This is a genomic window from Halobellus sp. GM3, assembly GCF_052545375.1.
Window position 1 is genome coordinate 1 of record NZ_JBQWLT010000008.1, and the last position, 26,471, is coordinate 26,471.

Consider the following 26,471-nt stretch of genomic DNA (forward strand, 5'->3'; position numbering starts at 1 on the left):
AGGTTCGCAGGAGTCGAAAATACTCGGCGGGCGATTCGTCGTGCCGGTGGTTGTGGGCGTATCGCTCATTCGTTTGTCGAAGTGGTTTCGTTGGTGCGTTCTTTGAGGAGCGTCTTGATTACCGAATCGAGGGACGTGTGGTCTTCCTCGTCCTTGATCTCCTCTAGCTGTTCTTTCGTCCAGTCCTGTACCCGTATCATCGGCATAATTGTATCACGAAATGTCCGGTCCCCTGAGTTTCGCGCACAGTAGGTTATCACGATGTATACAGACAGTTGACTTAGTCATTTGGTATTTTAAAGATGAGTAGAGTGCGACAAGCCTGAGGTTCGACTATGATACTGTCCTTCTGGCCGATCTCACATTCAACCCCCAGCTATTAGCCATCTCTTTGTAGCTCCAATTAGACTCGGACAATATGCCGAAGCCGGATATCGAAGTCCTCGACGACGGCGACGCCTATCCGTATTCATCGCATATCAGCGTAGACGGTACAGAACTCCAGCTGGGCGATCTTCTCCTTGTGTTTGATTCTCCTGACGATAATGGTGTCAGCTTCTTTGAGCGCATCTATGGGTTCACTTGGCCGGGAATCATCACTCACGTCGTCGATGGGCCGGTTCCTGCTGAGTTCCACAATTTCGAGGACTTTGCTGCGGATCTCGACAGCGGGAAGACCGCGGTCGCCAGCAAACGCGAACAAACGAGCTTCTTTGTCGACGAAGACACCGTCCGCACTATCACCCTCTACCGATACCAGTACCAGGGGGGGTGGCAGCCGATAGTGATTGATGAGCGACGAGATCCACTTGAGAACACTCCTTTCAATGAATCAATTACTCTCTGTGAGGATGGAGAGCAGGTAATTGAAGAACTACTCGGGACGAGTTCATCTGAGGAGAAGCAGGAGGTTGAGCATCTCCGTGAATTTCTGCGGTCTGCTGGTTATCAGCTAAATCCGATCTCTGATTCAGACGAATAAGCGTCTCACTCACCGATTCACATATAGTAGAAATACTGTGGCCGAACCTCTGAGATGGACTCCGTATCTACTTCGGAGAGGATTGTACCCACCCGCTTTGCAACACTCACGGTTGCTGGCATCCGAATTGCGTAGTCTGATGTATTCCAGTCGAGTTTCGTGAAAAAGAGGATCTCTTTACAAATCTCTAACGAGGGTGTCTCACAGATCTCGTCAGGTCGGATCTCAATCGGTGATGGTACCCCACTCCCCTGATAGGTCGTCTCTTCCGGAACATATCCAGATGTGTAGAGATAGTGGACGTCGTCATCAGGGACACTCAGGAGTGTTCCCCGCATGGCGGGATAATCCGTAGGCGGGAACAACCTGACCTTTGGCCGCCTACGAACCCATACAAGGTCTAAATCGCGAACACCGTCCGTGGCATCAAGCAACCCTTCACGTTCTTCTTCCCAGAAGACAGATGGCTTATGTAGGACAAACCGGCTGGGACGTGTCCCTTTCTGGGCTTCGTAGTATTCCAGAATCTGCTCACCTACCTGTCTAGCCGCCTCATATGAGAGGTGGGGAGATCCATTCTCGTCCTCGGTGATATCCGGGAGTGGATCGCTCTGCAGGATAATATGGTCCCGTCCGTGAAAGACGTGAGCAAGAGCAGCTCGAATTACATCATCTCCTTCGTTTCGCTCTCTGTAGAACGAGAGCCCTGCGTAGCAGTGCCCATCTTCGATCTGCCGAGTTTTCCATGGATGCCCTCGTTGGGACTTGTACAGAAGTCCAACTGTGAGATTCCAGGCCCGAGATGCTCGCTGTCGGTCAGTACGGATCGCAAGTGTGGATGGCTTAATCAGCTGTGTGGGGATTCGAGCCTCCATCCCGATCAGTTTGATTCGATTTCGCAGGTCAGAACCTTCCGACTGGATTTGTGCATGGTCCTGATTCTCTGGAGTACACGCGTCCATCACTTCTTGCGGAATACAGACGATGATTGCGTTCGGCTGAACGGAATCCCGTTCGATTATCTCGATGTCTTTCCGCACTAGCTTCAGGAATCGCTCCATCCGGTCTCTGGGCGTTGATTTACTCGTAACAGATTGGATGTCTCGTCGACGAATCTGGCGTCTCCAGCCCTTTTTTGCGTTAATAGAGAGATTGAGCGGGGAACTCTTACCTAGGCCGGGATACGGAACCTGCCACGGCTTATCACTTGTTCCTGGATGGATCCCGACCTCCATATCATGAAGTAGTTCGGTCAACCGGCGAATTGAATCTCGATCGCCGATAATCCCGAGTTTGATTGTGTGGTGTCCTTCTTCATAGAGCCGTGGACCATATCTGATAAGGCCTCGTTTGGGAGAGGTTTCAGTACCTCCTTCAAACTGAATCTCTGGCTCCTCGAGGTGACGAAGTGTGAACGGGGAATCTTCAGGCGTCATTGTTCAATTCCACCTGGATTTTTGAGATCAGACGCTGACTCGATGAGCTCATCACGTTCGTCTCCATCTTTGGGTGGGCGGACATTGAGGGAAAGCGAGTCAACTCTGGTCACCTCGAGTTCCTTTATCACGGGTATCTTTTCGCCCATGAATCGATCAAGCTGGGTCTGATCGGACATCAGCAGCTCTTCCCAGACACGCAGCTGGCGGTCGTACTTACTATTCTGGGCGTGGAAGCGGTTTGGTGAGAAATCGTTTTGGAGCCGGGATTTACGCTCGCCTTTTACAGGCCGACGACCGTCAGAAGTGAAGACTTGTGTGGGTAGGAGAACGTAGTAGTACTCTTCCGCATAGCGCCGTACTCGTACTTTGACACCACGATGGATGACATCGGGGTAGGAGTCTAACTCCTTTGCAACCCAAGATCGACCTAGTTTCCGCTCGGAACCGTGCTGTTTGCGGTCGAGTTCTGGGTATACTGTTGTTCCTTTCTCACGGTCGATGAGACAATCGTTATCTCTCGCAACGAGAGTGAATATCCCTCTGAGAAGCGACCTTACGATGTTTTCGCGCTCTTCCTCTTGAGAACCCGTTCGAAGGAACTCCTCGAAATCCTGTGTTTCGAAACGGTCCTCGTGGAGGTAATGACGAGTAGACCCCGGAAGATGGTCCGGATGAACGAGCGAATACAATTTCCGCTCGTGAAGCTTGATGGGAAACGCTTCGTTGTTGTAATTATAGACGCGAGCTGACTTGGCTTCATCTGTCGTATCTATGATATACAGTGTCTCAGGGTAGCGGGTTACCTGAAACAGATTCGTCGCATATTCTGTTTCCTCAGAAACCGGTTCATACGAATGAAGATATGGTTCGTACTGGAACCGTTCTGTTTTCTCGAGTTGATGAGCTTGTTGACGGAGATCATCGTATGTACCTACGAAAACATGGGTATCGATAGCAAAATCTCTGAACTCATCTACCTCAGTATCATCTAGCCGATCTACGACCTCATCGTTGACGCTGTCTTTGAGTTTTTTGTAGAAGTCGACCAGTTTCTGGTTATCGGTGACATCTCGATCGAATAGGGCTTTCCAGAGCTGGTCATTAGAGAGTGTCTCCGTAAAAATATAGAAATCAAAACGGTGGGGTTGGGGCTGTTTGATGTATTTGAGGAAATACCGAGCGAGTTCGTCTCTAAAATCGTTCGGGCTGAGGCCTGTGGAATACGCTTTCGCCTCGGCTACCACCTTATCGCCCGTAGCTTTGTTCACAAACTGAATATCGTCAAGCGTAGAGTGGAAGGCTGAATCCCGTTCGACCATGTAATTCAGCCTTTCCATGTACTCGATGACGACTTCCTTATAGTCCTCCCCGCGTCTCGCCGTCCCTTCCCGCTCTTTATATAGATTGTAGATGGGCACGTTGTATCTCGTTACAAGGAAGTCTCGTGTGAATTACTTTTCCCCAGTCGTTGGATAGTCTACTGGGATACGACGGTACTTCTATAATCCGAGCGGTATATGTTGGAGATAATGAACCGCGAGGACTTGGGAACGACTCTGCGTCTCCTCAATCGCGAACGTGGGGCCGCGGATGCGTTACCGAAAAAGTCGCTTCACAAGCTCCTCTATCGTATTGACGTCAAATCTGCCGAGCAAGATTTGGACATCGAGATTCCGTATTACTGGTATCTCTTTGGTACTGTCTCTCCAGCTACACCCTCGACTGTCCCCTCAGCCAGTATTAATCAGCCCGGAGTTGAAGATCGCCTCCGTTCTATTGTCTCTGAGGCTCTTTCTGAATATTACGAGCATGGGTTAGAATGGCTCACAGACAGAATGTATGATGATGCGCCGTATCAGGTTCAGCGGGATTTTCGGGAATTAGATAAGAAAATCCGGACGTTACATACGGGCTATCACGATTTCTTTGAGGTTGACCCAAGTAGAGAATCGGTACTCAGTTCGGTTTACGAAACTTTTGAATCATTTCCAAACGACCGATTTCCGGAGTACGACCGACCGCTAATCAAGTGGTATAATGCGGTCACACGAGAACTCCATTCGCATTCTCCTGATCCCTCCAGATTGATGACGGTGAATGTAACGTTCTGGCGTATATTTGCCCTCGAACTTGCTGAACGGTATGCCCAGGGGATGTCTCAGGAAGAGGTTCGTGGGAACCTCGGTATAACTTCATTTGAGCAGGCTCGGAATACTGCGATCCAGAAACTTGACGAATTCGAAGAGCAAGACCTTGATGCAAAATTTTCTGGATTAGCAACCGAACTCGAATCTGAACGGAGCGCAGCTGACGAACTTGTTGCTCCGATTCTTGAACGCCGGGGAATTGCGCACGAGGATCTTCATCCGGGTCAATGACTAGATACTTCGTAGATACTAACGTCCTCATTGGACTCACGTTTTCTCACGACCGGTGGGCCGTGGAAGCAGAGCGTATTCTAGACGGCCATAACACGCTCTTCACGAGTGAGTTTGTGATCTACGAGTATTGCAGCCGCCCACAAGGAGCGCCTCGAGTTGTGTCCGACCCTGATCAGCTACGGGTTGATCCTGACGATACAGGTGGCGTGTTCGGAACCGTTCTTGAAGACTTTCAAGAGAATGTGGAGGACAACATCCCGATGTACAATCGTGAAATCGATTTACAGCGCTACGATGGACTTTCGTTTGAGAGGATATTAGAGATTTTCTTCGAAAATATCGAGGTTCGAAGTCAGGCTAAGCCACACTTTGTTCGGCACTTCCAGAACTACTTTTCCTCGCGTGAGGTCACTCCGCGGAACGCGAAACGGTGTGTCGAAGATCTTCGTGATCGTGTTCTTTACGACGCAAAGAAGCGAAAAAACGCACTAATGAATGCTATACATATCATGTCTTCAATTTATGACGATCAGGAGCGGGCTCGCGGTCTAGTCAATGAGCACATCGGAATTCGAGAGTCCCGGATTCCTCCAGTAGACTCTCAGTGGCTTCTTGACGCAATCGGGCTTGCAGAACGCGGTGTGCTTCATCGTGTTGTAACCGGGGATAAGAAAGACATCGTCCGATATCAGCAACAGTTGACCTCCTTATTTGATGTTTCAATCCTCTATATCTTGGATGAGTTTCATACTCACTCCCAAGTCGGTCAGGACTCACACGAGATCTTCTAGTTACCCACCGACTGTTTAGAAGAATCACTGTCGACTGAGCTCTCGGTAGTCCGGGTGGCTGTCGCGAGCAGCGTGGGTTACGTCGTGCGACCAGTCTGTCTTGTCAGTCCCCCGGTCGCTTTTGTAACATCCGCTTCCGGACCCCTTCGGTTGATGACCGAATTCATGATCGACCTACAGGCACTTCCTGCTCAGCGACGACGGCTCTCCAGATCGACCCGCTTGAACGCCTCGGTCTCGCCAACCTTGCGCTCCAGCAGCGAGGCGAGGTTGTCGTTCGCGGTAGCAAACATGATCTGTCGGTCTCCCAGGACCGCAAGTTCAATCACGAGGTTGAAAAACGACAGCGTATTGAGCTCGTCCAAGTGCGCGAACGGCTCGTCTAGTAGCATCAGCGGCGGCGCAGAGTCGTGGGCGAGGTTGTTCGTAACGAAGATCGCCAACACGAGCGCCGTCCGCTGGCCGGAACTCATCTCATCTATGCCTACCACCTCGCCACTTTCTCGCCGGATGACCTGGAGTTCCTCGTTGTCGTCGGTGAGCTTGACGCGCTTGAAGTCGTAGGGTCGTTGGAACACTTTGAACAGTATCGTGACTATCTCGGTATACTCCCCGAGCACCTCGTCGAGACTCTCCTCAACTCCCGCGAACGTCTCCCAGAGGTGATTACGCGTCTCTTCCAGTTGTTCAATATGATCTTTCAGACGGTCAATCTCCCCCGTCTTTATGTCGATTTCGTCTGACAGCTTCGAGGCTGGCTTTGATTCGGCCGCGTCCGCCGCCTCTTCGACCGCAAACTCAATCGTCCGACGGTCGGACTTGATCGCGGGGCTGGCATCCAGCTGTTCTTCCGTCCACTGATTTTCGAGGACATCAAGTCCCTGCCGAACGGCCGACAGTCGGTCCCCGCAGTCGTCGATCTGTGGCCGTACTTCTGTGCTGGGGTCGAAGTCGCGTATCTCCGAAGCTTGCTCTGCGATGTCGCTCTCTATCTCGTCTATTATTGTTGCCAGCACCGGATCGGCCGAACGGTTGTAGACAGTCTGGTTCTGTGCTAGCCTAGCAATTGCCTCCACCGTCTCGGAAGTCGTTTCGGGGAACAGAACCCCCTCCCTACTGTCCGCAACGAAACCGAACAGCCGCGGAACGTCGTTGAGGCCACACAGTTGGTCGCCGTACCGACGGATATCGTCGTCGATAGCCGCCAGGTTGGCACTCTCGACGACCTCCAGCGCCTGCTCGACATTCTCCAGCGACTCGATGAGACTCTCCGGAACACCGCCCGCGTCGTGTGTGTGCTCGGGCTCCTCGCGTGTCCGGATGTCCTCGGCAGACTGTTCGATGTAACAGGCTGGGCAGTGTTGAATGTCTTCGTCGTCGGTGATCTCGAGGTACTCTTCCGTATCGGTACGGATCTGTTCACGGAGTTCTTTCCGACGTTCCTCCAGATCACCGAGTTCCGCCAATCGGTTGCGGGTATCCTCCAAGTCCTCGCACCGTTCGCGCAGTGCCGTTTCGACGGTCGCGTACCACGACTCGGCAGACTGTATAGACTCGATCTCGTTGACTTTGAGATCCGCCTCCTCGATTCCCCGGACGAGTCGACGTGCGTCCTCGTGGCCGGTTCCATTGGCGACGAAGAGGAGTCCAGTGAAGAACGTCGAGAACGACAGTTCTATAATCGCCTCGGACTCGACGTGTTTCGCAACCTCGACGACCCGGCGACGTTCGTCTTTCAGCTCCCGAACATTCTTGAGGTGCTTCCTTCTCTGCTTGAGGAGGTCCGCCTCGTCGTCAAGTCCCGACCGCAGGTCGCGGGCTGTCTCCCAAGTCAAGTCTGACATCGTGGCGTCGAGTGCCGCCTCAAGCTGTTCGAACCGTCGCATCCAGTCTCGCCACCGTGAAATCTGTTCAAGTGGCGGCTCCTCGTCCTTCAAAATTTCCTCGTTTTTCCGTTCTCCTCCGCCTCCCGAATCGTCGTTCTCGACGAGCGCAGACGCTGCCGGCGAAAGGTCCCGTCGGACGCTCCCGAGCGTCGAGAGAGCCTCTTTCACCTCGTCTCGTCGTTCTTGGAGTTTCTCTCGTTCCGCTTCTATATCCTCAATTTCATTTTCGTTATCGTCGATTTTCCCATCGAGCAGGTCTAGAAGTTCTTCTTTCTCTTTCGTAGCGTACGCGAGGTCTTCGCCGTAAAGGAAGTTCCTGAACACTCGCTCGATCTCTAAGCCGGTCGACGGTTCAAGAAGTCGCGTCGTCTCGCCGGCCTCATGGTAGTTGACGCGGTAGAACTCGACATGCCGCCTCGCCGGCCCCTGTGGCCGGAACCCGAACCAGTCGGCGACCCGGTCGTTCACCGATGCCGAGTCCATCGGTAGCGGTTCGTCGTCTCCCTTCAGCGTGACGCTCAAATCGTCGTAGCTGTCGACACGGTCGTCGTCACGGCGGGTCTGGCCGACGAGCCCCATCGTGATCCCGTCGAGAAGACTCGTTTTTCCGGTCCCGTTCGGGCCGTACAGGAGGGTGAACTGGGCCGCGTCGAGTCGCCGTCTAGACGCCTCCTCTCGGAAGTCTCCCAGTTCGACAGTGTCGACGGCCGGCGGGCAGTCGTCGGTCGTCGTCGACGACGACGTGGCACGAGCACCGCCGGCATCATTTATACCCATCTCCAGCAGTCGATTGAACTTCTGGTCGCGGTCGGTGTTCTGGTTGAACAGGAACCCCAGACCGTTGCCGGTCACCCGCTGGACGAGCGCTTTGCGCCCGAATTCGTCGTTCACCTCGGACAGTGCCCTACGGCTGTGCTCCAGCGGGCGGAGGAACTCCTCCAGCGACTCGCGGGGGACACACCGCCGGATGGCGAACTTCGTCTCTCTCTCAAATTCGCGGCGAAAGTCGTCGTCAGGCTCACTGTCGTCCTCGTAGGCCCAAAAAAGCTGGATGTTCCACTGGTTCGGTGTATCGTCGTCGTAGAACTCCAGTTCGAGCTGTCGTGTATCCGTCTCCAGTAACGCCTCCCAATCGTGGTTGCCACTCGCCAGCAGTCGGACGAACAGCACCTCGTCGTCGAATCCCTGTTCCCGATACCGTTCGATCCGATACAGCGAGTCAGCGCTATCCATCGGGTTGACCTCGTTGCCATCGACATCCTCTGGGTTGATCTCAGTCACCTCCCCGGTCTCTTTCAGCAGCGCGGGAGTGTCGGTCATCGATTCACCTCGACGAATTCGACCGGCGAACTGCTTGCAGTGACATCTTCAGGCTGAAATTTGCCCTTCGTCACGTCCTCCAGTCCGTCGATTTGTCTCAATTCCGTGCCGTCGGGCGATACCATCAAGACGAGCGGCCTGAAGTTCCTGTCCTCCTGGCAGTTCCGCAACTTGGCGATATCTGCGAGACGTTCCCGTCGTGTCCCCGGCGTCGGATCGTCGAGCCGCGAAAGCGAAATGTCGACGCCGTCCTCACCGCCGTCCATCGCGTTGATCGGGATGTCCAGCGGTCCACATCGGTCGGCGGGATGAATGAAACGACCGTACCTGCCGCTGGCCGCCTCGAACGTTTCGAGGAGCCGTCTCGTGTTCCTTGCCACGCCGCTGCCGCGGCGGTGTCCGTGGGCCGCGAACGAGTGTGCCAGTTCCTCTTGCCCGTTCGCTCGGAGGTTCTCGAGTGCCGCCAGCGGCACATCCCACCTCTCCTCAAGACTGTTCACCTCGTCTATCTCGAGTCGCCAGAGTGTGACCGCCGCGACGAGTTCTGCGTCGCGTGGCGGGTCGGGTAGTCGTCTCTGTCGTTCAGCCCGTTTGCAGTCCGAACACGTTCGACAGTCGCAGTCGTCGCAAACCTCACACCCACACTCGTCTATCTTCTCCGACTGTTCGTTATATACTGACCCGTCCCAGGTCCGTGTACACAGGATCTGTGGCTCCGGCCGGAGTCCCTGTGCCGGGGCTGGGCCGTTTCCCTCGCGTCGCACACGCAGTCTACTCACCCCGTCGTCGACCAGTGTCCAGACGTATTCAGCGCGGTTAGACGGGCTTACCCCCTGTAAACCCCTGTTGTTGTACGTCCTGTTGTAGTTCTCGAGTGACGACCATTTTCGCGCCTTCGTGTACACGCCCGAATACCCCCACTGTATGTCGGCCCCGCCTACGCCTGGGACGGTCCCCCAGTTGGCACAGATGTACGTCACGTCGTTCCTGTTATTGAAGATGCGTGAGCGGAAGTCGGTCCACTCCGAGTGGAATGGCTTCGGGTTGCATTGTGGGTGAACGACGACGTTCCCTCTCTGGGCGTAGGTAGCGACTTGCTCCCGAAGGTCGTCGTCCAGCAGGTCCGAACAGGTCCAGACTACGACCCCGGCTCCGCTCAGCGGCCCAAGATGGTGGATCCGGTTACCCGTCGCGAGGTTGTCGGCCTCGTTCGGGTTGGCCCCCTCGCTCATCGGGTAGGTCTTGTACTGGATCACGATTGTTGGCTCGTCTACATTTCCAAGTGCGTCGGCTCGCAGCGGGATTATTGTCGGGGTGACGAACTCTTTGCCGGGTTCGTCCGGTACTTCCTCTCCAATCACGCAGAAGTCTTCATGTAGGTTCTCCACTGTCTCCTGCATCTCTTCGATCTCCACTGGGCGACAACCAAGTACGAATAACGGGCTCTCGTCGGCGAACAGTTCGTCGTGGTCGCACACCCACTCCACGCTGTAACTCCACTCGGGGGCAACCGCGAGGTCGGAGTCGCCTGTCAGACTCAGGAACGACTCCGCCCTCTGTCTCGCCTCCCTCGGTCTGGGCAGCGACTGAATGTCTTCGACGACTGTCCCGGGCTGCCACAGCACGATGTCTTTCTCACGGCTGTTCTCGAAGATAGAATAGGCACTCCTCTGGAACCCCCCGGCGATCCTGTCGACCGAGTGAATATCCTCGCCGTCCGGCATTCAAAGAATTGTTTAGAATCGGCATACTTAAACTGTCCGTACAACGGTTGCCCAATCGTCGGCTCCTGCAAGCCCCGATAGACGACGGCTCCCAATCGCAGTATTCGTGCCTCACTCCGATTCACCGATGCCGGCGTCGAAGAACAGTTTGAATGGGACCCGAGTGAGTACTCTGTGATCGAATCTGACCTTCGTTCTATGGTTGAGTTGCTTTCTGAAAATTGATTCTCGATTAGAGTAGAAGTTCTCGAAAGACGAGGGTCGCCATCGATTCAAACGGCCTTAATGCGGGTCGACTGCTTTCAATCCTTCTGGCGGGGCAGTCCAGCCAGCGCTCGTCGCTAGCTCAGGCGGTTCAGACACCACTACAACCAGGATCGACCGAACCAAGCACTGTATGGCCGAACACCGGCTGATGAGGTGCTGAACTAGATATAACCTCGACTTTGCACGTTTATAAGTAGCCCTGGATTCTGCAGTCTCAGTCTCTACAGAGCAGGACCTATCCGATAGTTTGTGGCTTGACGGGCCCGCTGTGGAGGCGAGTACGGGTCAGATCGGGCCAGATATGCTGATCATCGGCTAGCTGATCACCGATCTACAAGAGATGACAGATCGAGACAGGCACTCTCACGCTGTCTACCCTACGCTCAGAAGACCACTTATAAATGTGCAAAGCCGAGTATAACATTAACGTATTCGTTTCAATGCGAAGGGATAGAGAACCACTATCCGCCGAACATCCACTTTCGCTACGAATGGGGAACTAATATACGGTCTGGTGTACGACAATCAACAAACAACATTGCCGGAGGTACCCTAATGCACATCCCAGAAGGACAATACAATCTCAAGGAGTTCTGTCGAGTGATTTTCGACTCGCCAGAGCGTGTCCTCGAAGGGTACCACGGCCAACGCATCAAATCCTTCCTCTACCTCTCTGACGACGGCTGGCGCGACTACCTCGACGAACACTACGAGACCGAGGAACTGGGGAGCATCACGAAGTTCGTTGGAGAGTACAGGAACCGAAAGGGCGCGGAGCAGCCGGCGAAATTCTACGCTGGGAAGTACAAAGACGACCTTCAGATGGTGTTGACTGCCGAAACCGAGGAAGCGATTCGGCAGGCGCTCCGTCCGGTTTCGGAGCACAGCGATTGCTTGTCGCCGATGCCGATTATGACTGAGGACTTCCAGACGATGAACGAAATTGTCCTCAGTACCTACGACGATATGCGGATTTCCGAGTTTAAATCGAAGCGAGTGCCAAGCCTTGCTGACGCTCGAACGCGACCGGACGTTGACCGTGAAATCGAATACAAAGGTGCTGATGGTCGGGATCGACTCGATGAATTCCGTGACGAGTATGGTGTTGTCCCGACCCGGATTCAGTACGAGCACGAGAACGTCTCGATCCGAATCGACACGTCCGGCAAGTTCACGCTCGAAACCGTCAACAAAGAGAGCTTCAACATCCTGTTTGACCTACTGAGCGAGGTCGTAGTAAACGTACTCGAGTTGCTGGATGTGGCGAACCAGATTAAGTTCGAGAAGCGGGAGGTGGTGCCGGGAAACTTGAAGGTACAAGTGCCGGAGGTGAGTTCTGGTGAGATAGATTTTGATCAGCAAGTGTCGTTGATGCAGGCCGAGAATTTTATCAAGGGCACAAAGAATAGCGATGACCTGAATTTTAGCTTCACCGATGTCACCAAGCAGGCTGGGTCGCTCGACTTCTCCGCGCAAGTTACTGACGAGAACCGAGGCTCCTTATTTAATGTGAGTGCGACCGAGGAGTCGATGCGTATCGTGCCGAAACACGACTGCTCGTTCCCGTCTCTTGTCGAGTTCTATCTAGCCGTAATACAGCTGTTAGATGGTGGCGCCGAAATGCGACTGTACGAGTCTCAGTCAGCAGCCTAACGCATGACGAATGTTGACCCTCCTGAATCGGTGCCTGAGGGTCAAGAAACGAAGTATCGTGGGCTGTACGGCAAGTGTGTCGAGCATAAGCTCGAAGGGTTCCCTGAGCAGTCCAAGAGTGAAAACCTGCGTGAGGAAATCAGTGTTCAACGCCAACACCGAAAACTAATCAGCTACTCCATCTTCCCCTTCGTACAGGGGCGACCGGCTGGCTACAAGTTCTTCACCGCCGAACCGCTGGAGGAACTCGGCGTTCCGAACTTCGATTTCCTGTTGTGGAACCTAGATGGGAAGGTGATTTTCGGTGAGGCCAAGTCCTCGGTCCCGGCAAGCGCTGACACTGTGGTGAATCAGCTCGAGGAGCGCAAGGAGATTGCCGAAAACCACAAGCAGCACATCGAAGAGGAGTACCTGGGAAGCGAGATTGACCATATGGAGTTCGTGGTTTCGACGTACGTCAACCACGGCGACAAAATCGCGAAGACCATCATTGAGGAAGGGGCCGACTTCATTACCTGGGTCGTGGACGCCCACCACGACGAGCTGTGGATTCGTCAAGCCCGCCCGACGTCGTTCCCGGACAACTTGGAGGCTGACGAGCCGGATGCGATGCTTCAGGAACTAGACCGCCGACACACGCACGATATGTCAGCGTTGAACGGGGAGCTAGACCGAGTTACCACGAGTTTTGGGCAGGCAGATGTTTTACCAACCGCGATTATTGTCGATCAACTACGAGTCGTGGTGCAGGCACGTCGAGTCGAAGGGCGACATCCTTGTGTTGACCGTGCAGATATCGAGTCGTATGTCTCGAGCAGTTCACTGAACTACTCTGAGGAGCGCGTGACGGGCATCGTGGATGACCTGATTGAGGCAGGTAAACGCATTAATTTCCTCTCTGAATGGGACGAAGAACGTGCTGACCTGAAGCTGGTGTCGAACTATACTGCCAAGGACGACCTAGAGCAGGTTCTTGAGGATAAGTGGGTTAATTGGCGAATCGAGGATCTGAAGAATGACCTCCGGGAAGAATGTGAGGAGAGAATTACTGCTGAGTTGGGCAGGCAGAAGCAGCTCAACGAATTTGGTGTGGGTCTTTCAGGGGAGGAAGCGGAAGAAGAGTCGTAGTAGTCGTCTTCCGGATGTTCTGTAGATGTAGATAGGCTCCGGTAGAAATTGAGACTGGTCGTCTCAATACATACGCATTCAGCACGCATAATCCTGAACGTGGATTTTACTTCAGACAGTTTCGTCGATGTACTCGTCTTTTTAGCGCACTGATTCGGAGTTCAAATCGGTGGTGTTGAGGCTGCAACGAGGGTCTAAGATGATTCTACAGTTGCGAATGGTTCCGTCGGGGAAAACATATTAGTATTTGCTTGTATAAGCTGAAGCTGATATGGCAGAGGACGCGATCGTTGACGGAACCGCGGAAGAGACTGCTCTCTGCTGTGCACCACCCGGCGACGTTGACCCGGATGCGATGGCGACGGATCTCCAGGTGCTGACCGCGATGGGGAACGACACCCGATACGAACTGCTTCGCCGAATCGCGAACGCCGACGACGGCGTCTGCGTCTGTGATCTCGAAGCCGCAGTCGGCGTCAGTCAGAGTGCTGTCAGCCAAGCGCTCTCCCGATTGTACACCGCACAATTGGTCACGCGCCGCAAGGAGGGCTCTTGGCGGTACTACGAAGCGACCGAAACAACCTCGGCTCTCCTCGAAACGCTCGACGACCTGCGAGGGACCTATGAGTAACGATACTGAGACAGCGACCAGTGACCGCAACCCCGAGGAAACCCGCGAGATGGTGCGCGAACGCTACGGGACTATCGCTTCGGATGGCCAAGACTGCTGTGGCGATGTCGGCATCGACATCACCGACAGCGGTGGATGCTGTGACGGCGACACGGACGCAACCGGGAGCGAACGCCTCGGCTACGACGCGGACGACGTCGCGTCGGTCGCCGACGGTGCGGACCTCGGCCTCGGATGTGGGAATCCGAAGGCGTTCGCTGAGATGACGCCCGGTGAGACAGTACTCGACCTTGGCTCCGGTGCGGGCTTCGACTGCTTCCTCGCTGCACAGGAGGTCGGCCCAGACGGGGATGTCATTGGTGTCGACATGACACCGGAGATGGTCTCGAAAGCGCGAGAGAACGTGACGAAGAACGACGCCGACAACGTCGAGTTTCGTCTCGGCGAGATTAGTCATCTCCCCGTTGCTGACGCAACCGTCGATGTCGTCATCTCGAACTGCGTTGTCAATCTCGCTCCCAAAAAACAGCGTGTGTTTGATGACGCTTACCGGGTCCTCAAGCCCGGCGGCCGTGTCGCCATTTCAGACGTTGTCCAAACCGCGCCGTTCCCGGACGATGTCAAGATGGATCCAGACTCGCTGACTGGCTGCGTCGCTGGGGCCTCAACAGTCGACGCCCTCGAAGCGATACTTGACAATGCCGGCTTCGAAGCAATCGAGATAGAGCCCAAGGACGAAAGCATCGAGTTCATCAGTGACTGGGACGCTAACCGGGACCTCGGTGACTACCTCGTGTCTGCAACCATCGAGGCCCGGAAACTCCCTCGCAACGCCTGACCTACCCCGAGTACTGGTGGTCTCGACCACTCAAGCATTCCTGCAGGTGGATTGACCGAACCCCTACGAATCATCAACCACAATCTCGGAGTATGGAAATGATGCGTGCCTAATGTTCGATCTATCTGTTCTGAATCGAAATAGAAATCTATCTCTCTTGTCGGCCTTGAACTGGTTACGCTCCCGGAATATCTTGGATGTCGAGCTCTCCATCCGGCAAAAACGTACGCTCCAAGGTTAATTTGGGCTCCGTCCGTCCGGCCGCTCGACGGCTTCGGCGGCCTCGATTTCATCCGTTTTCTCGACTTCGGCGAACATCGCTCGATACGCGTCAGACTCAAAGAGGTTGTTCCGGTCGAACAACTCGCGGGCAGCGTCGGTGAGCTGGAAGAAGCGGTACGGTTGGCCCCGTTCGAGGCCCTCTCGGTCGCGTTCCACGACTTCGATCAGCCCGACTTCTTCCAGATGGGTGAGGTGGTCGGTGAGCGTCGAGGCAGCGACGCTCGGGTTGTAGTATTCGAGTTCCTTCTTCGAGGGCGCACCCTTGGGATGGCCGACGATCGTCCCGATGATGTTCGCGCGGGTCGTGTCATCGAGAGCACTCAGCGCTTCGATCGGGTCAAGGCCGGTTGTGTCCTTCGTGGGGGTGAACGTGGAAGCGTCGGGCCGGGACATCGTGTGTACTCGTTCGAAGTCGCGCCGGATAACCATTTCGGTGAAATTCGGAATGGTCGGATAACCGCTTATCGATTCCACTTTCGGTCTCGTTTCCGTACTGTTAGGTGGCGATGGTGTCTCTTCGACAGTATGAATGAGGACGACAGTACCCGGGCGGTCATCGACAAACTGGGCGCACAACCCGGTGAGGCACTCACGCCCGAACGAGTTGAGGCGATCCAGACGGCGATGCATGAGAACCTCGGGCGGTTCATCAATACGACATCCTACTTCGTGTTGGGATCTTACGGCGAGGACGAACGGCCACGTCTCGAGGCTGTCCGGGACCACCTGGCGACCGAGGCCACTGCATCTGATAAAGACGATGACGTCGATGCGTTTCTGATGGACGAAATCCTCGATATCACCGAGTTCTTTACCTCGAAATTCAAGCTCTTGATAAGCTACGCCGACCACATTATCGGTGTCTACGAACACTCTCACGGCGGGCATGCTTGGGAGGCTGGCTACATCGATCAACCAAGCTACCGAGAGCGGACCCGGGCGTTCTATCGGACGTACGACACCCAAGACGAGCAGTACGCGGCGTACGACGGGATGTTCGCGCACTACTTGCTGTCGATGGAGCGGGTCGACCGTGCGCACACATGGACGACCACAGACGAACTCCTTGAGGAGGTGCAGGCCGCGTCTGACGGAGACTAAGAGCCAACTATCGGACTTCCAACGAACCGTGCGACCGTCTGAGACTCAAAGAACCGATGACCACCGTCCCCAATACCGCGATCGCCGTTTACGCTTATATCTGAGTACAGCGTGTAGAAGCTATGAGTATCGAGATTGTAGGATTTGAATCGGAACTTGACACGGATGCGGCGCTGCCGCCCGACTGCGAGAGCGACGATCACATCGTACCGATTAGTTTCGAGGCGTTCTTTCCGAGTTCGTTTATGCGACTCTATACCGACGCAGAGACGTTTGCTGAATTCATGCAGGACAGCCCGTGGCAGGTCACGACGCTGGCCGAGTTCGAGATGATCCCGGAACCTGATCTCGATGTCTACGTCGACGATCGGACGGAGTTCAGGTCATGGACGGAGATGCTCAGAGCAGCGGGTCCGGACTTCATCAAGCGGGTACAGAACCACTAAACTCTCTCACAGACCAAGAGTTTCAGAAACCCGACTTGATTTTGACCTAAACTCACGGAATCAAGAACGCTCTCGTACAGCGAGCCGAGGGAGAACTTCACGACCGAGTTCACTGTCTTGGTCATCGGGTGCTGATTGTGACACCATGTGTATTCTCACGTTGTGTGCCTGATCGAATGGCACGAAGATGCGGTCCTGAACCCACCAGCGGCCGGATCGAGAATAAGGTTTAGTCTGAATGGGACACAACCACGGCATATGTCGTTCACCGTCAGCTGGCACACGCTTCTCGAGGAACTTGACGATCTCCCGGATAGCGCGACGCTCACCACGCCGCTGTCACACGACCGATTCCATGTCTCCGACGTACAGAAGCAACGGGTCATCATCGATTTTCTGGACCGCGACATCGACGAGACACGCCCGCTTCAGCGCGACCAGTTCGAGACGCTGTACCGACGGATTACCGATGAGCCGGACGGCTTCGACCTCGATAGACTCCCGACCGACGCCGATCCGTATCCAGCCGTCCTGTCGCTTCACCCGCGCTTCGAGATCGACGAGGATCAGGGGGTGATCGGTGAGACAGAGGGTCCGACCACCAGCCAGCTACTCGATTCGGGAGACGAAGCTGAGACAATCGAGGAGGAACGGACCGAGCCGGATCTGGACGTGTACGCTGATGCACTGTTGCTCATCGACGCGCTTGAACGCCACGAGGTCGAGGTCCTAGAGGACATAGAGACGGACGCCCTCGTGAACCTTTACACCCTGCTCTCGGACGTTCAGCGCAACGCCAACGACCTCCGTCAGGACGTTGCCGACGTGTTGCTCAACCGGCTCCATTACGACCGTCCCGTCAGTGGCTCGTTCGGTTCGGTCCAGCGCACAACCAGGCGCAACCGCTCGCTGAAAGACGAGAGCGAGGTGCTGGAGACGCTCGAAGACGCCGGGATCGACCCGGAGCGTGTAATGGGTGTAGACCGCCAGAAGGTAGACGACGCCCTCGACGTGACTGAACTCTCGGAGGGCGACGTATACGAGATCGAGGAGTCCGAGTACGTCCGTAAGGCCGAGGTGGACGAAGAACGCAAGGAGACACGCCTCCAGGGACTCAAAGACCAGCTTGCGGCCGCCGAAGGTGACGAACCTGAGGAACTGCGCGGGGAGATCGAGGAACTCGAAGACCGGATCGAGGAACTCACGGAGTTCAAGTCGGGCTCACAGTTCCACACGCGGGCTGGTGGTGAACCATGACTGAGCGAGACGAGGAGCGAGAAGAGCGCATCAAGATGGAGATCATTGTCGATGCCTACACCCAAGACGAGCAGGCGATGGGGTGGCACATCTATCTGGAGGAGACGATGGACGTTCCCTTCGAGGCACGCTGTATCGAAGAGCAGGAAGTATCACCGCTGGATGAAGGGGAGACGGTTCGTGTGGTCGGCAAACCGTCATCGGAGCCATCGCTCCGCCAGCAGTTCGTGACCATCGAGTGGATGGATCGGGAGTTCGGTGTCCCACTGAGCCAACTGGAGCCGGTTGAAGCCAGTGATGACACTGAGCAGGCCGTTTCGGACTGGCACTACTGGCTCGACCGATAACGTCACCAGCGTCGATACAAAAGAACTCCACAAATATGACGACCTACCGTTTCCGCGTCAAGTACGAGCACGATCCCCGGTCGCTGTGGCGGGACATCATCGTCGGGGCGGACCGAACCATCGACGAGTTCCAGTCGGTGCTCAACAGCGCGGTCGGACTGGACCAGGATCACCTCTGGTTCTTCGGAACTGACCAGGACTACTGGGACAGCGACGTCCAGTACAAGCGCCCTGGAGAGATCGAACAATCTCCAGACGGAATGTTGCGCGGTGGCGAGGAGTATGACGCGGGCGAGACGACAGTCGGTCAGATGGCCCGTCAATTGGACTTGGACGAACGCGACCGGATCTGCTACCTCTTCGACTACGGTGACGAATGGCGCTTCTATGCCATCCTCAAGGAGATCAACGAGGGCGGAACCAACGATACAGAGCCGGAAGTCGTGAAAGAGAAAGGCGAGCCTGTCGAGCAGTATCCGCCACCCAGCGAAGGCTGGTAGTCATCCTGAGGAATATTTGCGGCGAAGCGGCCCCGGTCAGTGTTGCTGATCAGGGGCGTGTCCGTCGATGGCGTGCGCCTCTGCCAACTCCACCACATCGTAGACGTGAATCCCTGATTTGAACCAGAGAACACGGTCTCTCGCCCCCTCAAAGTCGTCCGCTGAGCACTCTAACCGCTCCGAGACTGCGACAAGCAAGTGGTCGAGATCGGCCCCCCGAATTTTCGCCAGCTTCTCGTTGAGGTACTCGGGTGTCCAGAAGCCCACAATTTCGAAGATTGCTCGTCGTCCATCCGGATGTTCGATCGCGAAGTCGGGGATCATGACTTCGGCACCGAGATCGAAGACATCGTCTTCTCGGACAAGTTCCCACTCCGTATTCGCTCGCTCCCACTTCCGGGCGAGCGTCCGCTCGACATCGCTATCGAACTGGTCGCCAGCACTGTAGTGCGAATCGAGGTCCTCCGTGTGGTCGAGCGCGAACTGTCGAGTCTCGCCGGTCGTCTCGTCGACGAGAATCGTCGCGGTCATCTCCCACCGATCACAGAGGGGCAACGCCGGCAGGAAGTTCGCCATGCGAATCCCGTACTTCTGCGATTGGGAGAACAGCGACGCGGGCCCGTCCAGCACGGCCTCGTAGCCGGCGGCCTGGTCGGTACTCGGGACGCGTTCACCGTCGGCGTCGATCGGATAGATCCGGTGCATCAACCCGAACAGCTTCACGTAGCTGAAGACCGTCCCGAAGTGATCCCAGACGCGAATTCGCATCTCCGTCGTATCGTAGAGCACCGCTTGGGCCAGCGCGAGGTTGTACCGGGTCAACAACCAGTCCACGGTGAGATCCGTGTGTTCGTACTCCGCGTCGCTGCTGCCGGTCAGGTTGGTCGTCGACGTCGATGCATCATCATCACTGGCGTACTGGTCGGCCGTCCGCGTCCCGATTCGGACGAGTCGCTTGTTGTCCTCGAGATCCGCGTACATCCCGCGATAACACTCTTCGAGCGACAGTCCGAGGTCGTCGGCGACCGCGCTGTACACCTCCAGTTTCTGTGTGTCCTCGCCGAGGGTGGGCTGGCGGACGATCGGATAGCGCTCGTTAGCTTTCTCGAAGAGTTGCTGGCGGATCTCGCGCGGTTCGACGGAGGCCACGACCTCGAATTCGCACTCGTCTTTGAGGAGCTTCGCGAGGCCCTGAACGATCTTGTAGTCCGTATCCGCGACGGTCAGCTCACCGATGGCGTCCTCGAGATCACCTTTCGGCTCGCCAAGATGGTCCTCGAACAACTGGATGAGTTCGCGGGCGGTCTCCCGATAGCGCTCCTCGTCAGAGTCGATGAACAGCGGCGTAACCGTCTCGTCACCCGTGTGTGAGCGCGCGAGGTTAGCCGTCAGCACTGGCACTCACCCCTTCGCGGCGACGCTGGGAGACGTAGGTCTCTATCGTCTCCTCGGTGATGATTTCGTAGAGGCGGGCCGGTTGGCGGTCGTCCGTCGGTCGGAGGATCCGGCCAAGCCGCTGGGCGTACTGGCGTTTCGAGGCGCTCCCCGAGAGAATGATCCCGACGTTCGCAGCCGGGACGTCGATCCCCTCGTCGAGGACCTGGGAAGTCACAAGCATCGAGTAGTCGCCCGTGCGAAACCGCTCGAGGATCTCGGTGCGTTCGTCCGTCTTCGTCTGGTGGGTGATGCATGGGACGATGAACTCCTGGGAGATGTCGTAGGCGAAGTCGTTGTTGGCGGTGAAAATGATGGCGCGGTCGTCGTGATGGCGCTTGATGAGATTGTCGAGCGTGTCGAGTTTCTTCTCGGCGGTGCGGGCGATTCGTTCGGCCCGTTGCTTGGCGATAAGTGCCCGCCGGCCTTGCGGGTCGTAGGACGTGCGTTTGAGAAACTCCGCATAACCCTCCTCTTTCCAGAGGTCGAACTCGTGACTGTCGACGTAGTCGCGATAGATCTGGTACTCCTCGTCGTACTGTTGGCGCTCATCAACAGTGAGCTCGACAGACATGTGGATCGTCTCGTATTCGCTGAGGTATTCGCCGGCGAGTTCGTCGACGTCCTCACGGTAGACGACCGGGCCGAGGAGGTCCTCGAGGAGTTCGTGCTTGCCGTCGGGCCGCTCATACGTTGCAGTCAACCCGAGGCGATACGGCGCGATCATCATCTCGGGGATCTGCCGGTAGGTCGGGGCTGGCAAGTGGTGTTCCTCGTCGACGACGAGCAACCCAAACTGGTCGCCGTATTCGTTGACGTAGCGATAGGCGCTATCGTAGGTGGTGACGGTGATCGCGGTGACGTCATGGCTACCGCCACCGAGGACGCCGACCGGCTCTGTAAGTTGGTCGCCGAAGGCGTTGGTGAGCGTGGCGTGCCACTGGTTCATCAGGTCGATTGTCGGCGTCACGACGAGCGCACTGACGCCGGCGTCAGCGATAGCCTGCAGCCCGAGGAAGGTTTTCCCGCTGCCCGTGGGGAGCACGACGCTCCCTCGCCGCCCGTGGTCGATCCAGGCGTCGAGGGCGGCCTGCTGGTAGTCACGCGGTTCGATGTGGAGCGCCGGCGTAAGCTCCAGGTCGGGGTAGGCCCGAGCAGCATCCTCGCAGGACCGACCGAATCCATCGCGGAGCGTGGCTTGGTCGTCGCTGCCCGTCCATGTGCCGGCCCATTCGAGGAGGGCTCGATATCGATATGCCAGTGTGCGATGCTCGTCGACGCGGTCGTCCCACTCCGCGTAGGGCACATTCTCGGTCGCGTCACGGAGTAGGAGAGTTCCGTCGTCGAATTCGATCCGCATTCGCTATGTAGATGCATGCGACCGGCCGGATTCAATCTGTGGGTCGCGTTTGAGTGGTTCCTGTGACTCGACGTGGCGGCTTCGGTGCTTCATACTCTTCGTTCGAAACTAGTGCTCTGTCAATCGCCAATTATCGAAGTTGCAAGGCTAAAACTTCGCCTTCAGGACGGGGAGGATATCAAGATACTCTCGTATATACGTACGTGAACGGTTGGGCGAGCAACGCTCACCAAATTGATTTGACGACGACAATCTCTCAGACGGCAGGCTTCAGATCAAGTAGACTAACTCTGCTTCCACTTTCACTTTGGTTCACTGAGGTATATGTGGGCCTGTCCCCTTAGATAGAAGCAGAGGGCATTGCGTCCCTCAGTCACACGCTTCACACTCATATGAGCACTCAGGACCCGCACCTCGGCGACTGCCCGCATTGCGGTTGTGAGATTCTGTCTCGTCATACTCTGATAGAGTATGCGGGCGGTGTCTGGGCTGAATGTCCCGAGTGCCAGGATGTCGTTGACCCACAGTGATTCTCTATGTTACGAGTTCTAAAGCGGCTGTCTCCGAGCTCAACTGATACAACAGTACTGTTCGAGTGTCGATCTTGCGGGACCAATTTAGATGAGATCAAGGACTCCTGTCCCGAATGTGATTGTAGTGATATCGCTCGGTACGAATTATAGGTCGACGTACTGGCGTTCCCAGTCACGCCGGGCTTCGAGTACTCGCTGTCCGCGTTTGGTGACTGTATTGACGTTTGCCCGGCAGTCTTTGTCTCCTTTTTTCACCAGCCCCTTTTCGACCAGTGTATCGAGGTTGGGGTAGAGATGTCCGAGAAACTTCGTGACTGTGTTGAGGACGCCTACGCGCCGACTGATTTTGGGCTCCTCAATCTGGAGATCCCCGTAATCTAGATAACACCGCCGATGACGAGTAGCCCGATAACAACTAGCAGCGCCGCAACCACGCTCGCCCCAGCCAAGAGTTTGTTCTCCATCGCTTTCTCGTGGATCGACATATCGGTGTACTCCTCACGGAAGGCCTCGAGATTGCCTTCGTCATAGAAGTACTTCGTCTTCAACGCGAACCGCTCAGTTACCGCACAGCCCGTACAGACCGGTTCCTGTTTTAGCCGTTCAGTCTTGGTGTGGCTGTCGCAGGCGATCGCTCCACAGTTGGGGCAGTAGGTGTACGTCTTGCCGACACCGCTCGTGTCACAGTGGACGCAGCGATGGATCCCGTCCTCCGCGGTGACCCGAGAGGGGCCCGCCGCGTAGTACTCGTAGGGATGGGTGTACTCTTTGAGATCGGTCGTATGCCGCACCTCCGGCAGGTAGACCGGCTCGATCGACTGGACGGATATGTCCGAGCGGTTCGGCTCGCAGGTCTTGTTGTACGTGACGTTGTTGTCGCCGGTGTAGGTCACCGTCGTCGTGTGGAAGTCCTGGAGGCGGTCGACGGCCCACTCCTTGTAGTCGGTCTGGGTCTGCCCGAACCGGCGCTCCTCAATCTCGTCGAATACCTCGCCAAATCGGTCGGTGTCTATGTCGATCGTCGCGTGCAGGTTTTCGGTGACCAGCGTCGCGACGTCGTCGTCAGCTACCTGTGGATGTCCGCGGTCGGCGTGAACGACGAACCGCGTCCGTTCGTTGATCCGGTGGATGACGCCGACCGACGTTTCGAAGACCGCGTTGGTGTCAGCGGTGACTGCCAAGACTGGCCGAAACGTCGCCTCCGAGTATGGCGCGGGCAGGTCGGCGGCCTCGATGTTCTCGATGTCGCGGAACGCTTCCGCGACGGCCGCGTCCACATCGGCCGCCGGGTCGTACGGGCGAAGCGTCTCGTCACAGAGGATTTCGATTCGACCGTTGTAGAGGTCGAGGCCGATCTCGTCGGCGATCTCACGGAGGTCCTCGCCGTCTAGCAACTCGATGGGGTGCGGGTCGTCGTTCTGCTGAAGCCGGGTAGCGTACTCCTGAGCGGGGTTCGTGAACCGCCCGGTTGTGACGACCATCCCGTGTTTTGGCCCCTCGAAGTCGAACGTCGCGATGGCCGAATGTAATTTCTGTACGACCGGCCGTCCGACTGTATCCGTGTGCTTACACTCAACGATGATTGCATGACGGGTGCCGTCGACGACCTCTTCCATGATGACGTCCCGTCCCTCGTCGGCCGTCTGCTCGGCCTGCCGGACATTCTCGTAGCCGAGGTTTCGGAAGACGTCTTCCACCACGTCCTCAAACTCGAATCCGGAGAGGTCGTCCAGTACAGCCATTCCGTTCCAAGTGGAGTATAAGTTGCTACTACTATATACATTGTCGAGGCAGACGGTGAAAACACGGCGACGTGACCACAGGTATTGTTCATTTTCCTCAGAAAGTTCCCGACGCTGTCTGCCAGAAGAAGCGTTGGATATCACTCCTGAGGGTCAGTAACGACCATTCAGTCCCTTAGATCTCTCCTATATCGATGCACACGATATTGACTTCGCGATCCTCGGCACGCACGGTAAGACTGATTTCAGCCGCTACATGATGGGTGGGGTAAGTGCGAAAATCGTCCGAACGTCGCCAGTTCCGGTGATGTGGGTTCGGGAGCCGGACTCGAGTGGTGGGTGAGACGCCTCTGCTGAGGGGTGACAAACCACTTGAGCGTGATGCTCGTAGGGACTCACAGTACACATGTACGAGGACATTCTGCTCCCGTTCGACGGAAGCGATGGGGCTGCGGAGGCATTGCATCACGCGGCTGAGATCGCACACTGGGCCGACGCCACGATCCACGTTCTGTTCGTCGCGGATACGAGACGCGATAGTGTCACGGTCGTCGAAACCGAGGTTGTTGACGCCCTCGTCCAGGAGGGTGAGGACATCGTCGAGGAAGCAGAAAAGACACTGGATACACTCGGTGTCGACTACGATTCCGACGTCGTCCAGGGGCACCCAGCGCCGACAATCGTCGAGTACGCCGAGCAATACGAGTACGACGTGATCGTGATGCCGACCCACGGTCGGGAGGGAGTGTCACGATACCTCATCGGAAGCGTCACGGAGAAGGTCGTCCGTCTATCTTCCGTCCCTGTCCTCACAGCACGGATGCAGCCCGACGAACAACTGGTGTTTCCCTACGAGACCATCCTCCTACCGACCGACGGGAGTGCTGGTGCATCTCATGCTGCCGAGCATGGCCTCTCCCTGGCTGCGGCGCTCGATGCGACTGTTCACGTGCTGTCTGTCGTCGACGATACATCGCTAGGTCTGGACGTTCGCTCCACGATTTCGGGACAGGAACGTGAACGGGCTGCGACCGATGCCGTTGACGACCTCGTGTCCGAGGCGGAGACACGCGGCGTTTCGAATAGTGTCCGGCACGTCGAACACGGGTCCCCGATCGAGGTGATACTCGACACCATCGACTCGAACGATATTCACGCCGTAGTGATGGGAACGACGGGGAGACGCGGGAGCGATCGAATCCTTCTCGGGAGCGTCGCCGAGAAGACCGTCCGCTCTGCACCAGTCCCCGTCATCACGGTTGGACATGGGGAGTAGCGATTCTATGAGACGTCTCCGGGTATCGAGCGTCAGTGCTTATTTACTGCGAGGATTCAGTAGCAGGATACAATGACCCCGCTCGAGCTTAGCCTCCGCTTGGTCGCTGGTCTCGCTCTCATCTTGACCAACGGCTTCTTCGTCGCTATCGAGTTCGCGTTGACGCGCGCTCGGCAGTTCAGCGAACAAGAGTTCATTGATGGCACCCCGGCCCTCGAACGGGCGTGGGAGATGACGAACAACCTGGAGATCTATCTCACGACGTGTCAGGTCGGGATTACCGCATCCAGTATCGCAGTTGGGATCGTCGCAGAACCAGCACTGGCGGCGCTATTCGAACCGTATTTCGCCACCACACCGCTCGCGTCGATCGGAGCGGGTGCGATAATCGCATTCGGAATCATCAATCTCGTCCATCTCACCCACGGCGAACAGACGCCGACCTACCTTGGTGTCGAGCGCTCCCGGCTGGTGTGCCGGTACGGAGCGACGCCGCTGTACTGGTTCAACTGGCTTATTTCCCCGCTCATTACGCTTGGCGACTGGATCGCCAAGGCCACGCTCAAGCTGTTCGGTATCGAGATGACTGGGGCGTGGCTAGAAACCGAAGAAGAGGTTCTCGAATCACGAGCTCAACTCCGAAACCGGTTGAACTCGCTACTGGAAGAGGGTGAACTCCCGGAGGAGCGCCGCGACGAAGTCCTCGGCGCACTCGACATCGACGAGCGCTCGATTAGTGAGATTATGGTCCCGGCAGACGATATTATCGGGCTCTCGACCACCCGCTCAGTCGACGAGAACTTCGATCGTATCCGCAACACGCCACACACTCGGTTTCCACTGGTCGGTGAGGAGCCGACCGACTTCCACGGAATTGTGTACGCACCGTCGATCATTAACCATTACGAGGACCTCGCGGATGGTAACGTCTCCTTCACCGAGATCGCGGCACCCCCGATGACACTCGCGGCGGAGACGAACGTCAGCGACGCATTCGATCAGTACCAGGCCGAGGACCAGGAACTCGCGCTCGTCCTCGAAGATGGTGACGTCGTGGGACTCCTCACAGCGACCGACACCCTCGAAGCGGTGATGGGCGAACTTGAGGACCCCCTCGACCAGCGGGCATCGACCTGAAGATATCGCCTGCTAC

At 56.3% G+C, this 26,471-nt stretch carries 24 protein-coding genes and 3 pseudogenes; 17 read left to right on the plus strand and 10 right to left on the minus strand.

What is annotated here, in order from left to right; all coding sequences use genetic code 11:
- Positions 1–65 precede the first annotated feature (65 nt).
- Positions 66–206: a hypothetical protein gene (locus tag ACT3HL_RS13100; RefSeq protein WP_008524486.1), complete on the minus strand. Its 141-nt coding sequence runs from the start codon at positions 204–206 to the stop codon at positions 66–68.
- Positions 207–418: 212 nt separating this feature from the next.
- Between ACT3HL_RS13100 and ACT3HL_RS13105 the strand changes: the two genes are divergently transcribed.
- On the plus strand, positions 419–982 hold the full coding sequence (locus ACT3HL_RS13105) for a hypothetical protein (protein ID WP_445087292.1): 564 nt from the start codon (positions 419–421) through the stop codon (positions 980–982).
- A 17-nt stretch (positions 983–999) separates the two neighbouring features.
- Here the strand turns inward: ACT3HL_RS13105 and ACT3HL_RS13110 are convergent, their stop codons facing one another.
- Both ACT3HL_RS13110 and ACT3HL_RS13115 read right to left on the minus strand, forming a co-directional pair.
- Complete coding sequence (locus ACT3HL_RS13110; RefSeq protein WP_445087293.1) at positions 1,000–2,418, minus strand: argonaute/piwi family protein; 1,419 nt, start codon at positions 2,416–2,418, stop codon at positions 1,000–1,002.
- Positions 2,415–3,839 (minus strand): hypothetical protein, encoded by a 1,425-nt coding sequence (locus ACT3HL_RS13115; protein WP_445087294.1) that lies wholly within the window; start codon positions 3,837–3,839, stop codon positions 2,415–2,417. Before ACT3HL_RS13115 ends, ACT3HL_RS13110 begins: the two co-directional genes overlap by 4 nt.
- A gap of 111 nt (positions 3,840–3,950) precedes the next feature.
- On the opposite strand from ACT3HL_RS13115, the gene ACT3HL_RS13120 reads away from it, so the two are divergent.
- Together ACT3HL_RS13120 and ACT3HL_RS13125 are read left to right on the plus strand one after the other, a co-directional pair.
- Positions 3,951–4,799 (plus strand): hypothetical protein, encoded by an 849-nt coding sequence (locus tag ACT3HL_RS13120; RefSeq protein ID WP_445087295.1) that lies wholly within the window; start codon positions 3,951–3,953, stop codon positions 4,797–4,799.
- Positions 4,796–5,593, plus strand: a complete 798-nt coding sequence (locus tag ACT3HL_RS13125) for a hypothetical protein (protein ID WP_445087296.1) — start codon at positions 4,796–4,798, stop codon at positions 5,591–5,593. Before ACT3HL_RS13120 ends, ACT3HL_RS13125 begins: the two co-directional genes overlap by 4 nt.
- A 191-nt stretch (positions 5,594–5,784) precedes the next feature.
- Here ACT3HL_RS13125 and ACT3HL_RS13130 read toward each other — a convergent pair whose 3' ends face one another.
- Entirely contained in the window at positions 5,785–8,799 is a 3,015-nt protein-coding gene (locus ACT3HL_RS13130) for an AAA family ATPase (protein ID WP_445087297.1), read from the minus strand.
- Positions 8,796–10,523 (minus strand): hypothetical protein, encoded by a 1,728-nt coding sequence (locus tag ACT3HL_RS13135; RefSeq protein ID WP_445087298.1) that lies wholly within the window; start codon positions 10,521–10,523, stop codon positions 8,796–8,798. The genes ACT3HL_RS13130 and ACT3HL_RS13135 overlap by 4 nt, the downstream gene beginning before the upstream one ends.
- 273 nt (positions 10,524–10,796) lie before the next feature.
- Here ACT3HL_RS13135 and ACT3HL_RS13140 point away from each other — a divergent pair.
- From ACT3HL_RS13140 to ACT3HL_RS13160, 5 genes and pseudogenes are all read left to right on the plus strand, one after another.
- Positions 10,797–10,955 (plus strand): annotated as a pseudogene (locus ACT3HL_RS13140) (integrase core domain-containing protein); the annotation flags it as partial.
- Positions 10,956–11,345: 390 nt separating this feature from the next.
- Positions 11,346–12,443, plus strand: coding sequence for a hypothetical protein (locus tag ACT3HL_RS13145; protein WP_445087299.1), 1,098 nt, complete (start codon positions 11,346–11,348; stop codon positions 12,441–12,443).
- A gap of 3 nt (positions 12,444–12,446) precedes the next feature.
- Positions 12,447–13,571: a hypothetical protein gene (locus ACT3HL_RS13150; protein WP_445087300.1), complete on the plus strand. Its 1,125-nt coding sequence runs from the start codon at positions 12,447–12,449 to the stop codon at positions 13,569–13,571.
- 271 nt (positions 13,572–13,842) lie between these two features.
- The gene (locus tag ACT3HL_RS13155; RefSeq protein WP_445087301.1) at positions 13,843–14,202 is read left to right on the plus strand and encodes a metalloregulator ArsR/SmtB family transcription factor; all 360 of its coding nucleotides are present in this window, start codon (positions 13,843–13,845) and stop codon (positions 14,200–14,202) included.
- Positions 14,195–15,040 (plus strand): arsenite methyltransferase, encoded by an 846-nt coding sequence (locus ACT3HL_RS13160; RefSeq protein ID WP_445087302.1) that lies wholly within the window; start codon positions 14,195–14,197, stop codon positions 15,038–15,040. Before ACT3HL_RS13155 ends, ACT3HL_RS13160 begins: the two co-directional genes overlap by 8 nt.
- Before the next feature lie 237 nt (positions 15,041–15,277).
- Here the strand turns inward: ACT3HL_RS13160 and ACT3HL_RS13165 are convergent, their stop codons facing one another.
- Positions 15,278–15,715: an ArsR family transcriptional regulator gene (locus ACT3HL_RS13165; RefSeq protein ID WP_445087303.1), complete on the minus strand. Its 438-nt coding sequence runs from the start codon at positions 15,713–15,715 to the stop codon at positions 15,278–15,280.
- 132 nt (positions 15,716–15,847) lie between these two features.
- Here ACT3HL_RS13165 and ACT3HL_RS13170 point away from each other — a divergent pair, with 132 nt between their 5' ends.
- The 5 genes from ACT3HL_RS13170 to ACT3HL_RS13190 all read left to right on the plus strand — a co-directional run bounded on the left by ACT3HL_RS13170 (position 15,848) and on the right by ACT3HL_RS13190 (position 18,973).
- Positions 15,848–16,423 (plus strand): hypothetical protein, encoded by a 576-nt coding sequence (locus ACT3HL_RS13170; RefSeq protein WP_445087304.1) that lies wholly within the window; start codon positions 15,848–15,850, stop codon positions 16,421–16,423.
- Between the two features lie 122 nt (positions 16,424–16,545).
- Positions 16,546–16,869, plus strand: coding sequence for a hypothetical protein (locus ACT3HL_RS13175; RefSeq protein ID WP_445087305.1), 324 nt, complete (start codon positions 16,546–16,548; stop codon positions 16,867–16,869).
- Positions 16,870–17,127: 258 nt separating this feature from the next.
- Positions 17,128–18,126, plus strand: coding sequence for a hypothetical protein (locus ACT3HL_RS13180; protein WP_445087306.1), 999 nt, complete (start codon positions 17,128–17,130; stop codon positions 18,124–18,126).
- Entirely contained in the window at positions 18,123–18,473 is a 351-nt protein-coding gene (locus ACT3HL_RS13185) for a calcium-binding protein (RefSeq protein ID WP_112077748.1), read from the plus strand. Before ACT3HL_RS13180 ends, ACT3HL_RS13185 begins: the two co-directional genes overlap by 4 nt.
- 35 nt (positions 18,474–18,508) lie before the next feature.
- Positions 18,509–18,973, plus strand: coding sequence for an IS1096 element passenger TnpR family protein (locus ACT3HL_RS13190; RefSeq protein WP_445087307.1), 465 nt, complete (start codon positions 18,509–18,511; stop codon positions 18,971–18,973).
- A 36-nt stretch (positions 18,974–19,009) separates the two neighbouring features.
- Here the strand turns inward: ACT3HL_RS13190 and ACT3HL_RS13195 are convergent, their stop codons facing one another.
- Together ACT3HL_RS13195 and ACT3HL_RS13200 are read right to left on the minus strand one after the other, a co-directional pair.
- Positions 19,010–20,368: a DUF790 family protein gene (locus ACT3HL_RS13195; protein WP_445087351.1), complete on the minus strand. Its 1,359-nt coding sequence runs from the start codon at positions 20,366–20,368 to the stop codon at positions 19,010–19,012.
- Positions 20,355–21,767, minus strand: a complete 1,413-nt coding sequence (locus ACT3HL_RS13200) for a DEAD/DEAH box helicase family protein (RefSeq protein WP_445087308.1) — start codon at positions 21,765–21,767, stop codon at positions 20,355–20,357. Before ACT3HL_RS13200 ends, ACT3HL_RS13195 begins: the two co-directional genes overlap by 14 nt.
- A 392-nt stretch (positions 21,768–22,159) precedes the next feature.
- Between ACT3HL_RS13200 and ACT3HL_RS13205 the strand changes: the two genes are divergently transcribed.
- Positions 22,160–22,297 (plus strand): DUF7837 family putative zinc-binding protein, encoded by a 138-nt coding sequence (locus tag ACT3HL_RS13205; protein WP_445087309.1) that lies wholly within the window; start codon positions 22,160–22,162, stop codon positions 22,295–22,297.
- A 147-nt stretch (positions 22,298–22,444) separates the two neighbouring features.
- Here ACT3HL_RS13205 and ACT3HL_RS13210 read toward each other — a convergent pair.
- Positions 22,445–22,600 (minus strand): annotated as a pseudogene (locus ACT3HL_RS13210) (PadR family transcriptional regulator); the annotation flags it as partial.
- Between the two features lie 77 nt (positions 22,601–22,677).
- Positions 22,678–24,042, minus strand: a complete 1,365-nt coding sequence (locus ACT3HL_RS13215) for a restriction endonuclease (protein ID WP_445087310.1) — start codon at positions 24,040–24,042, stop codon at positions 22,678–22,680.
- A gap of 187 nt (positions 24,043–24,229) precedes the next feature.
- Here ACT3HL_RS13215 and ACT3HL_RS13220 point away from each other — a divergent pair.
- The 3 genes and pseudogenes from ACT3HL_RS13220 to ACT3HL_RS13230 all read left to right on the plus strand — a co-directional run.
- Positions 24,230–24,385: pseudogene (locus ACT3HL_RS13220) on the plus strand (universal stress protein); the annotation flags it as partial.
- 63 nt (positions 24,386–24,448) lie between these two features.
- A complete protein-coding gene (locus ACT3HL_RS13225) occupies positions 24,449–25,318 on the plus strand; it encodes a universal stress protein (RefSeq protein ID WP_445087311.1) in 870 nt (289 codons plus the stop codon).
- 72 nt (positions 25,319–25,390) lie between these two features.
- The gene (locus tag ACT3HL_RS13230; RefSeq protein ID WP_445087312.1) at positions 25,391–26,455 is read left to right on the plus strand and encodes a CNNM domain-containing protein; all 1,065 of its coding nucleotides are present in this window, start codon (positions 25,391–25,393) and stop codon (positions 26,453–26,455) included.
- The last annotated feature ends 16 nt before the right edge of the window (positions 26,456–26,471 follow it).